This window comes from Intestinimonas sp. HCP28S3_D6 (assembly GCF_052065695.1).
Lineage (GTDB): Bacteria > Bacillota > Clostridia > Oscillospirales > Oscillospiraceae > Intestinimonas.
Genome location: NZ_JBQHTM010000042.1, coordinates 23,250 through 33,463 on the forward strand (window position 1 = coordinate 23,250; position 10,214 = coordinate 33,463).

Genomic DNA, 10,214 nt, shown 5'->3' on the forward strand with positions numbered 1-10,214 from the left:
TCCGGAGTGGTACAATAAGATGATTACCTTTCCATTTTCCCGCCGTCTCCCGGGCCGGGTGCCCGGGGACATTGAAAAGGAGTGTTCACAGCCCGTGTGGCTTACCGACTGGGTCAAAGAATTTTTCCGTAAGGCGGACATGGTCCTCCTTGCGCTCATCGTGGCCGCCTCCCTCTTCGGGGTGGTCCTCATCTACAGTGCCACCCGCTACCTGGGGCAGGCCGGCATCCGTTACGTTCCCATCCAGCTCATCTCTATCGTTCTTGGCGTGGTGGCCTATTTCATCATGTCCTTTGTAGACGTAGAGCTATTTACCGAGAAGAGTTGGAAGTGGATGTTCGGCTTCAACGTCTTCATCATCCTCCTGCTCCTCACCCCCTTCGGCGTGGGCGGTGAGACCACCGGCAACAACTCCTGGCTGGCTTTTCCCTTCCTGCCGGTGAACATCCAGCCCGCTGAGCTGGCCAAGGTCTTCTTTGTTCTCCTGCTGGCCCTCCAGTGCCGCAAGCTCCAGGACTGGGGCATTAGCCGCTTCAGCTCCGTGGTCCAGCTGGCGGGCCACACCCTCTTTATGGCGGGACTCATCGCCGTCATTTCCGGAGATTTCGGCATGTCCCTGGTCTACCTGGGTCTCTTCGTCATTATGGCCTGGACCGCCGGCGTAAAAAAGCGCTGGTTCCTCCTGGGCCTGGCCGGCTGCGCCGGGGGCATGGCCCTGGTCTGGTCCCACCTCCCCTCCTATATCCAGGAGCGCTTTACCGTGGTCATCGACCACATCACCGGCAACCCCGAGACCCTCTACCAGCAGACCCAGGACAGGGGCTGGCAGCAGACCCGCAGCGTGCTGGCCATCGGCAGCGGCGGTGTCTTCGGCCAGGGCTATCTCCAGGGCACCCAGACCCAGAGCACCTCTGAGGGAACCCTCCCCGCCCGCTACACCGACGAAATCTTCGCCGTGTGCGGTGAAGAGCTGGGCCTCATCGGCTGCGTGGCGGTGATGCTCCTCCTCACCGCCATCATTCTGCGCTGCATCTGGGTGGCTCGGCGGGCCAGCAGCCCCATGTCGGCCTATATCGCCATGGGCTACGCCGCCATGCTCCTCCTCCAGACCGGCATCAATATCGGCATGTGCCTCTACGTCTTCCCGGTGGTGGGCCTCACCCTCCCATTCTTCAGCTACGGCGGCTCCTCCATCATCACCCTCTACGCCTGCATGGGTATCGTCTCCGGCATCAAGATGCGCTCCCTGCCCAGCTGGCTCCGGGACCGCAGTCAGCTGGAGTGAGAAAAAGGGCCTTTCTTCCTACTGGGCTGGAATAATCTCACGGCAAGCGTCCAAACTAAGACCACACCCTGACCCTGTGTCATTGAAGGAGGTCTTCGTTTTGAACTGTCCCCGTTCCCTGCGCCGGGGGGTGCTGCTGCTCCTGATGGCCACCCTCTCCGTGCTCATAGTCCTCCCCGTCTCCGCCCAGCTGCTCAGCCCGGAGGCGGAGGACCCCACCGTGGCCACCTTTGCCAAAAACGGCACCCCTCAAGAGGTCTTTACCTTCTCCACCGACGATTTTCTGGTGGAGAACAGCGAAGAGGCCCTGGACTCCATCGTGCTCACCGCCCTGCCCGACTCCAACGCCGGTGTGCTCACCTTGGGCGGCATCGATCTGGCCGTGGGTGAGGCCGTGGCCATGGAGGCCGTCTCCGGCATGGCCTTCACCCCCAACGCCTCCCCCACGGCGGCCACCACCAGCTTTTCCTTCACCCCTGTCTTTGCCGATGGCTCCGCCGGTGAGGATGTGACAGTGGACCTCTACCTGCTCACTGCCGAGAACGCCGCCCCCATCGCCCGGGACCTGGAGCTGAGCACCTATAAGAATGTGGCCGCCCAGGGCCAGTTCTCCGCCGTGGACCCGGAGGGCGACCTGCTCACCTTCCGCCTGGTGGACAAGCCCGCCCGGGGGGCCGTCACCCTGCCGGAGGACGGCTCCGCCACCTTCACCTACACTCCGTATGAGAACAAGACCGGCAAGGACTCTTTCACCTATGTGGCGGTGGATGCCGTGGGCAACACCTCCGAGCCCGCCACCGTGAAGGTGAAGATCGAAAAGGCCAACACCAAGGTGACCTACGCCGACATGGACGGGGTGAGCGCCTACCGCTCCGCCCTGCGGCTGGCCGAGGAGGGGGTTCTCATCGGTGAGTGCGTGGGCGGCACCTATTTCTTCCAGCCCGACCTGCCCGTGAGCCGGGAGGAATTCGTTACTCTGGCCATGCACACCATGAATCTGGAGGCCCTGGAGGGGGTCACCCGCACCGGCTTTGCCGACGATGACACCATCCCCACCTGGGCCAAGGGCTATGTATCCTCCGCCCTGAAGTCGGGCTACGTCCAGGGCGTGGTCAGCGCCGACGGTGTGGTCTTTGACCCGGAGCGTACCATCACCCGGGCGGAGGCCGCCGTGCTCCTGGACCGGATGCTCCAGGTCACCGACGCCGCCGTCACCACCATGTATACCGACTACGACGTGGCCCCCGCCTGGGCCTGCCAGGCGGCGGTGAATCTGGAGACCGCCGGGGTGCTCCAGACCGACGCCAACGGCGCCCTCGCCCTCTCTGACCCCCTGACCCGTGCCGATGCCGCCGACCTGCTGTGCGGCGCCCTGGATGTGCTGGAGAGCCGTGAGGACCAGGGTTGGTCCCTGTGGTGATTGATTTCCCCTCTTGACAAATGCCCTCTTTCAGGCTATGATATGGCCTGCAAGGCGGCCCTGAAGGGCTGCTCCGGGGAATGAAGTGCTCCCCTGGCTATGGCCTGAACCGCTGAAAAGCTGATGACTTCTGCAATTTCTTTGCAGGAGCATCAGCTTTTTTTGCGCTCCTGCGACACAAATGAAGGAGGAACTCCACCATGCTCACCAGTCTCGCCCTCATTTTCCTTGTCGGCATGACCCTGGGCTGGGTCTTCAGCCGGCTCCGGCTGCCCAGCCTCCTGGGAATGCTGCTCACCGGCATCCTGCTGGGCCCCTACGTCCTCAACCTGCTGAATGGCTCCATCTTGGGCATCTCCGCCGACCTGAGGCAGCTGGCCCTCATCATTATCCTCACCCGAGCCGGCCTCTCCCTCCAGGTGGACGATCTCAAAAAGGTGGGCCGCCCCGCCGTCCTCATGTGCTTTGTCCCCGCCTGCTTCGAGTTGGTGGGGATGCTCCTGCTGGCCCCCGCCCTCCTGGGCATCCCCCTACTGGACGCCGCCATCATGGGCGCTGTGGTGGCCGCCGTCTCCCCCGCCGTGGTGGTCCCCCGGATGCTCAAGCTCATGGAGGAGGGCTACGGCACCGACCACAGCATCCCCCAGCTCATCCTGGCCGGGGCATCGGTGGACGACGTCTTCGTCATCGTCCTCTTCACCTCCTTCACCGGTCTTGCCCAGGGAGGCACCCTCTCCCCTGCCACCTTCCTCCAGGTGCCCGTCTCGGTGGTCACCGGCCTGGCCTTCGGTGCCGTGGCCGGGGTCCTCTTCGGCGCCTTCTACCGCCGGTTCCACGTCCGCGATTCCGCCAAGGTGGTGGTCCTCCTCAGCCTCTCCTTCCTCTTCGTGGCCCTGGAGAACGCCATCAAGCGCACCATCCCCTTCTCCGGCCTGCTGGCCGTCATGAGCTGCGGCATTGCCCTCCAGCGGACCCGGCCCGAGATGGCCCAGCGCCTGGCCGCCAAATACTCCAAGCTGTGGGTGGCCTCCGAGATCCTCCTCTTCGTTCTGGTGGGTGCCACTGTGGACATCTCATACGCCCGCTCCGCCGGCGCCGCCGCCTTAGTCGTCATTCTGGGGTGCCTGGCCTTCCGCATGGTTGGGGTCTTCGTCTGCCTGCTGGGCACCGGCCTCCCCCTTCGGGAGCGGCTCTTCTCCATGATCGCCTACACCCCCAAGGCCACCGTCCAGGCCGCCATCGGCTCGGTGCCCCTGTCCATGGGCCTGCCCTGCGGACAGCTGGTGCTGACAGTGGCCGTGCTGGCCATCCTGGTCACCGCCCCCCTGGGCGCTTTCGGCATCGACATGACCTACCGACGGCTCCTTACAAAACATTCCCCCGTTGTATAAGGAAAGACCGCGTATCCCTTTTCAGGGATACGCGGTCTTTTTTAATAGCTGTTGAGGGGGACGGAGCCGTCATCTTGGGCCTTCTCGATGTTCCGAATGACCACATCGTAGCCATAGCTGTCGTTGACCTGGATGTGGACCAGGTCGCCGGACTTTTTTCCCAGCAGGGCCTTCCCCACCGGGGACTCCTTGCTGATGAGACCATGGAGGGCGTCCTGCCGCATGGTGGTGACCACCTGGTAGGTCTCGGTCTCATCGTCCTCCTCGATGTAGACAGTCACCTTGTCGTATAGGCCCACGGCGTCCTCCGCCGAAACGTCAGACACCACCACCGCCGTCTTGATCATGTTCTCCAGGAAGCGGATGCGGCCCTCGTTGCGGTTTTTCTCCTGCTTGGCGGCCTTGTACTCAAAATTCTCGCTCAGGTCGCCGAAGCCCCGGGCCTCCTTCACCGCCTCCAGGAGCTGGGGCCGCAGAGTGATCCGGCGATAGTCCAGCTCCTCCTTCATCATCTGGAGGTCCTTTTGAGTCAGTTCATTGTGCATGGATGCTCCGCCTCACTTTTTGAGTTCCTTGCGCACCGCCTGGGCGATGACGGCCTGGCCTTCGGGTGACTTGAGCACATCCAGCACCATGCTCCGCAGCAGATCCTGCACGCCCTTGCTGGCCAGCATGGCGTCCAGCATGCCGCCCTGGACCGGCTCTGCCGCCTTGGGCTTGGGAGGCTTGGGGGCGGGCTTGGGCACAAAGACCGGCTCCTCGTCGGTGAAAGCGGCGGCGTCCATCCAGTCCTCCTGGCGGGTGCGGTCGCTGCTCTCTCCCCGGAGATAGAAGACGGATACCCCGAAATAGGCCGCGATCTTCTCCTGCTGCTCCTTGGTGGGGGTCTGCCGCCCTGTCTCGAACTTCTCGGCGGCGTTCTTGGGGAAGCCCAGAGCGGCGGAGAGGGCGGGACGGCTCAGCCCCCGCTCATTGCGCAGCTCCTCCATGCGCTGTCCCAGTGTGATCATAAAAACAACCTCCTTGGGTGGGTTTTCCTATGATGATACCATAGCTGCAAGTCCATGCGGACTTGCGCGCCGCGGATGCGGCGTAAAATCGGCTCCGCCGATTTTGGCTATGGTGTAACATCAACAGCAGGCGTTTTGTTCACAAAACGCCTGGATACATGGTATCCTGCCGCACTCGTGCGCCAACTGTTGATATTATACCACGTCCGTCAAGCGGAGCGGCTTTTCCCGCCCGGGCGGAACTGTCCCCTCGCAAAACCGGGCCGGTTGTGGTATACTGAAGAAGCCAGCATCGCTGGCGCGAGTATGCCCGTTCCGGGCGCAGATTGGAGCGTATGGATCATGGAGCACTGGGTCAACAGCGCCGTCTTTTATCATATCTATCCTCTGGGCTTCTGCGGCTGTCCGGAGTACAATCCCGGCGGTGAGCCGGTTCAGCGGCTGGAAAAGCTGCGGGAGTGGATTCCCCACCTCAAGGAGCTGGGGGTGAACGCCCTCTATCTGGGGCCGGTGTGCCAGTCGGTGAAGCACGGCTACGACACCACCGACTACTACCAGATCGACTGCCGCCTGGGGGACGTGGACTCCTTCGCCGCCCTATGTGACACCCTCCACGAAAATGGCATCCGGGTGATGCTGGACGGTGTCTTTAACCACGTGGGCCGGGAGTTCTGGGCCTTCCGGGACGTGCGGGAGAAGGGCCAGTCCTCCCCCTACTGCGGCTGGTTCCAGAACCTCAACTTCGGCGGCGGCTCCCCCATGGGGGACCCCTTCTGGTATGAGTCCTGGGGCGGCCACTACGAGCTGGTGAAGCTCAACCTGAAAAACCCTGAGGTCCGTGACCACCTGCTGGGGGCCGTGGGTATGTGGATGGACCGCTTCCACATCGACGGGCTCCGGCTGGACGCCGCCGACTGCGTGGACTTCGACTTCTTCCGCGCCCTGAAGCACTACACCAAGTCCCGGGACCCGGAGTTCTGGCTCATGGGCGAAATCATCCATGGGGACTACGCCCGCTGGGCCAATCCGGAGATGCTGGATTCGGTGACCAACTACGAGTGCTGGAAGGGCAACTGGTCGGCCCACAACTCCAAGAACTACTTTGAGATTGCCCACTCCCTCAACCGTCAGTTCGGTCCCGGCGGCATCTACCGGGGACTGTGCCTCTACAACTTTACCGAAAATCACGACGTGGACCGGCTGGCCAGCACCCTCACCGACCCCGCCCTGCTGGAGAACGTCTACACCCTCCTCTACACCATGCCCGGCGTGCCCTCCATCTACTATGGTGGCGAGTGGGCTGTGGAGGGCAAGCGCACCCCCCACTCCGACGTGGTGCTGCGGCCCTGCCTGGAGCTTGCCGACATGGAGCAGCGGGACCAGGGCCTGTGCCGCCACCTCTCCACCCTCTCCCGCATCCGCCGGGCCTTCCCCGCTCTGGCCGTGGGAGACTATGAGAACATGGTCATCAAAAATGAGCAGCTGATCTTCCGCCGCGCCACCCCGGAACAGCGGATCTACGTCCTCTTCAACCTCTCCCACCAGGAGTTCGGCCTGGAGTTCCACCACAATGAGCCGGTGCTCCAGGACGTGCTCAATGGCGACGAGATCTACCACAATGACGGCGGCCGGACCTGGGTCGTCATGCCCCCCTGCTCGGCCAAGATTCTGGTGGGCGCCCCCGACCGCTTCACCTGGCAGGCGGAGGAGCCCGTTCCCGAACCTCAGGCCGAGGTCCCCGCTCCCCAGGCGGAGGAGCCCACCCCCCAGCCGGAGCCCGCGGCGGACGCCGGGCGGGTGCTGGTCCTCCTGGCCCACCCCAGCGGAGACAGCCTCAACGCCGCCATGGCCAAGGCCGCCGCTGACGCCCTCCGGACCAACGGCTACGGGGTATGGTTCCACGACCTGTGCGCCGAGGGCTTTGATCCGGTGATGCCCGCCGCCGAGGCTGCGGGCAGGCTCTCCCAGGACCCTCTGGTCCTCCAATATCAGGAGGAGCTGAAGCAGGCCGACGGCATCGTGGTGATCCACCCCAACTGGTGGGGCCAGCCCCCCGCCATCCTCACCGGCTGGCTGGACCGGGTGCTTCGGGAGGGCGAGGCCTACGCCCTGCCCAAGGCCGGAGAAGCCCCCGCCCCCCTGCTGAAGGCCAGGGCCGCCCTGGTCTTCAACACCTCCAACACCCCCGCCCCGGTGGAGGACGCCGCCTACGGCGACCCCCTCCAGCGCATCTGGCAGAACTGCGTCTTCGGGCTCCTGGCCCTGCCCGCCTTCGACCGCTGCCTCTTCCGCCCGGTGGCCGGGAGCACCCCGGAGCAGCGGACCGGCTGGCTGGGTGAGGTAGCCGCCATGGTATCCGCTTACTTCCCCAAGAAACGCCGGAAATAAGAAAGGAGGCCGCCCATGAACGGTACGGCCAAGCGGGGCTCCATCAGTTTCTTCGGCCTGGTGGCCATGGGTGTGGGGTGCATGCTGGGCACTTCCTGGCTCCTCCTCACCGGCACCTGGCTGGAGACCGCCCGTGGTCCCCTCAACCTGGCAGTGGCCTTCCTCCTCTGTATGGCGGTTGAGTTTCCCTTTGCCTTTGCCTATATGGAGGCCATCCCCATGCTCCCTCTCCCCGGCGGCGAGACGGTCTACGCCACCGCCGCCTTCGGGTGTCGGGGCGGCTTCCTGGTAGGCTGGGCCGGGGTTATGATGAACACCATCGTTTTCTGCTGGGTAGACCTGGCCGCCGTTGCCCTGCTGGACGAGCTCTTCCCTATATTGGGACAGGCCGGGCTCCTCTACACCGCCGGCGGCTACGTCGTCACTCTGCCCAACGTCCTCATCCAGTTCCTCCTGGCAGGGATCATCCTCTATATCCAGTATCGAGGCGCCAACGTGTGCGCCGCCCTGGCCAAAATCGCTACGGTGGTCCTCCTCTTTATGTGCCTGCTCGGACTCATCGCCGCCTTCGCCCACTTTGACCCCGAGATCTACGCCTCCGACGGCGGACTGGACTTCGACTTCACTGGCTCGATGTCCCTCCTCTCCCTGCTGGTCTTCTCCGTGGCGGGCTGGGAGACGGTTGCCAAGGCCGCCGCCGATGCCGAGGGGAAGGCTGCCCGAAAGGCGGGCCTGGCCCTCATCGTCTGCCTGGTACTGGTCACCGGCCTATTGTGCCTGGTTTCCACCGCTGTGGCCGGGAATATGCCCTGGCGGGAGGCCGTGGAAACCACCGCTCCCTTCGCGGACATTCTGGTGGACATCACCGGCATGCCGGTGGTGCGGGTCCTGCTGCTGCTCACCGCCTTCGTGGGTGCCGTTGGGGTCATGAACTCCACCCTCTACTCCGCCGCCCAGATGATCTACGGCCTGGCCGGTTCCGATCTGGTGAGCCGCTGGTTTTGCCGTCTCCACCCCAAATACGGCACCCCCACTCGCTGCATCTGGGCCTCGGTAGCCCTGGTTCTCTTCGCCCCATTCCTGGGCAAGCTCTTCTTCCTCCCCCTCATCAACACCGCCTCCCTGGCCACCATCATCATGTGGGTGACCACCCTCTTCTCCGTGCTTCGGCTGCGCCGGACCCATCCGGAGCTCCGGCGGCCCGTCTCTATGCCTGGCGGCAAAGTGACGGCGGTACTGGGGATCATCGCCTCTCTCTTCCTCACCCTCAATCTGGTTCTCCCCTTCTCCCCCGGCGGCATGGGCGCTCTGGACTACCTGTTGGCCGGTGTGCTGGCTGTGGTGGGGCTGTTCCTCTACCACGGGCGGGACCGCACCGTTACCGATGCCGACCGCAGCCGACGGATGTTCGGCGATCTTCTATAACAAAAAGCCGTAAGCCCCGGCGGGCTTACGGCTTTTTGTTCCAGTGAAGTCTTACTTTACGGCAATGGCCTCGATCTCCAGCTTGGCGCTCTTAGGCAGGGCAGCCACGGAGAAGCAGGAGCGGGCGGGGCAGGGCTGGGGGAAGGCGGCGGCGTAGACCTCGTTCACGGCGGCAAAGTCGGCGATGTCGGCCAGGAAGATGGTGGTCTTGACCACCTTCTCCATAGAGCTGCCAGCGGCCTCCAGCACAGCCTTCACGTTGGCCAGGGACTGCTTGGCCTGGGCGGCCACGTCCTCGGGCATGACGCCGGTAGCGGGATCAATGGGCAGCTGGCCGGACACAAAGACCAGGCTCTCGGTGGAGATGCCCTGGGAATAGGGACCGATGGCGGCGGGCGCCTGATCCGTTACGATGGGAGTTTTCATAGTGATCGCCTCCGATAAATTTTTGTTACATTGATTATAATTTATTATTTTCTGTTTGTCAAGCCGCTTTTCTTATTGTGCTTTTACTCGTTCGGGTTTAAAATAAGGTCCACGAAACAGATCGCGGTCTTTGACTGCCGGAAAGGGTGACCGGACCCATGAGCAACCAAAGTAGACTGGAGCGCTACCTCCCCATAGCGGCCTTCCTCAGCGCCGTATGCGGTGACCACTACGAGGTCATTCTCCACGACGTCTCCGATCCGGAGACATCGGTAATGGCTATCTTCAACGGCCATCTCAGCGGCCGGAAGGTGGGAGATCCCATGACCGAGCTGGCCCGCCGCCTGGTACGGGACGGGGTTTATCAGGACCGGGATTTCGTGTCCAATTATGAAGGGCGCACCCGCAACGGCAAACGCTTCGTTTCCTCCACCTACTTTATTAAGGAAGACGGCAAGCTGCTGGGGCTCATCTGTGTCAATCACGACGTCTCTGACCTCACTGCAATGGCAAGCCACCTTCAAAGCCTTCTCTCAGCCTTCTCCGTCCCTGGCCAGGTGCCCTCTCAGACTCCCTATACCGAAGAGCTGGACGACTCCATCCCGGAGCTCTCCAACACCCTCATCCACAACACCGTACTCCGCCAGGGCGTCCCCGCTGGGCGCATGACTACCCAGGAAAAGGAGACCCTCATTGAGGCTCTGGAGCGGCAGGGGGTCTTCTCCACCAAGGGGTCGGTGGGTCAGGTAGCCCGGGAGCTGGACATCTCCGAACCCACCGTCTACCGCTACCTCCGCCGCATCCGGAACCGCTGACGGAATACCAAAAACCGCCGCTTTGCGGCCCCGCCGTGGGGTGGCAAAGCGGCG

General features: G+C 63.5%; 9 protein-coding genes and 1 riboswitch. Of the genes, 6 read left to right on the top strand and 3 right to left on the bottom strand.

Going from position 1 to position 10,214, the window contains the following annotated elements:
• Positions 1-94: 94 nt before the first annotated feature.
• From ACTNBK_RS13115 to ACTNBK_RS13125, 3 genes are all read left to right on the top strand, one after another.
• Positions 95-1,285 (top strand): FtsW/RodA/SpoVE family cell cycle protein, encoded by a 1,191-nt coding sequence (locus tag ACTNBK_RS13115; RefSeq protein WP_441146713.1) that lies wholly within the window; start codon positions 95-97, stop codon positions 1,283-1,285.
• A gap of 100 nt (positions 1,286-1,385) precedes the next feature.
• The gene (locus tag ACTNBK_RS13120) at positions 1,386-2,705 is read left to right on the top strand and encodes an S-layer homology domain-containing protein (RefSeq protein ID WP_441146714.1); all 1,320 of its coding nucleotides are present in this window, start codon (positions 1,386-1,388) and stop codon (positions 2,703-2,705) included.
• Between the two features lie 67 nt (positions 2,706-2,772).
• A riboswitch (Fluoride riboswitch) is annotated at positions 2,773-2,845 on the top strand.
• Positions 2,846-2,905: 60 nt separating this feature from the next.
• Positions 2,906-4,096, top strand: coding sequence for a cation:proton antiporter (locus ACTNBK_RS13125; RefSeq protein ID WP_441146716.1), 1,191 nt, complete (start codon positions 2,906-2,908; stop codon positions 4,094-4,096).
• A gap of 41 nt (positions 4,097-4,137) precedes the next feature.
• Here the strand turns inward: ACTNBK_RS13125 and ACTNBK_RS13130 are convergent, their stop codons facing one another.
• A complete protein-coding gene (locus tag ACTNBK_RS13130) occupies positions 4,138-4,641 on the bottom strand; it encodes a GreA/GreB family elongation factor (RefSeq protein WP_441146718.1) in 504 nt (167 codons plus the stop codon).
• Between the two features lie 12 nt (positions 4,642-4,653).
• A complete protein-coding gene (locus ACTNBK_RS13135) occupies positions 4,654-5,106 on the bottom strand; it encodes a helix-turn-helix domain-containing protein (protein WP_441146720.1) in 453 nt (150 codons plus the stop codon).
• Positions 5,107-5,448: 342 nt separating this feature from the next.
• On the opposite strand from ACTNBK_RS13135, the gene ACTNBK_RS13140 reads away from it, so the two are divergent.
• Positions 5,449-7,494: an alpha-amylase family glycosyl hydrolase gene (locus tag ACTNBK_RS13140; protein WP_441146722.1), complete on the top strand. Its 2,046-nt coding sequence runs from the start codon at positions 5,449-5,451 to the stop codon at positions 7,492-7,494.
• A 15-nt stretch (positions 7,495-7,509) separates the two neighbouring features.
• A complete protein-coding gene (locus tag ACTNBK_RS13145; protein ID WP_441146724.1) occupies positions 7,510-8,919 on the top strand; it encodes an APC family permease in 1,410 nt (469 codons plus the stop codon).
• Positions 8,920-8,970: 51 nt separating this feature from the next.
• Here ACTNBK_RS13145 and ACTNBK_RS13150 read toward each other — a convergent pair whose 3' ends face one another.
• Positions 8,971-9,345 (bottom strand): RidA family protein, encoded by a 375-nt coding sequence (locus tag ACTNBK_RS13150; RefSeq protein WP_441146726.1) that lies wholly within the window; start codon positions 9,343-9,345, stop codon positions 8,971-8,973.
• Positions 9,346-9,503: 158 nt separating this feature from the next.
• Here ACTNBK_RS13150 and ACTNBK_RS13155 point away from each other — a divergent pair, with 158 nt between their 5' ends.
• A complete protein-coding gene (locus tag ACTNBK_RS13155) occupies positions 9,504-10,160 on the top strand; it encodes a helix-turn-helix transcriptional regulator (protein ID WP_441146728.1) in 657 nt (218 codons plus the stop codon).
• Positions 10,161-10,214: the final 54 nt, after the last annotated feature.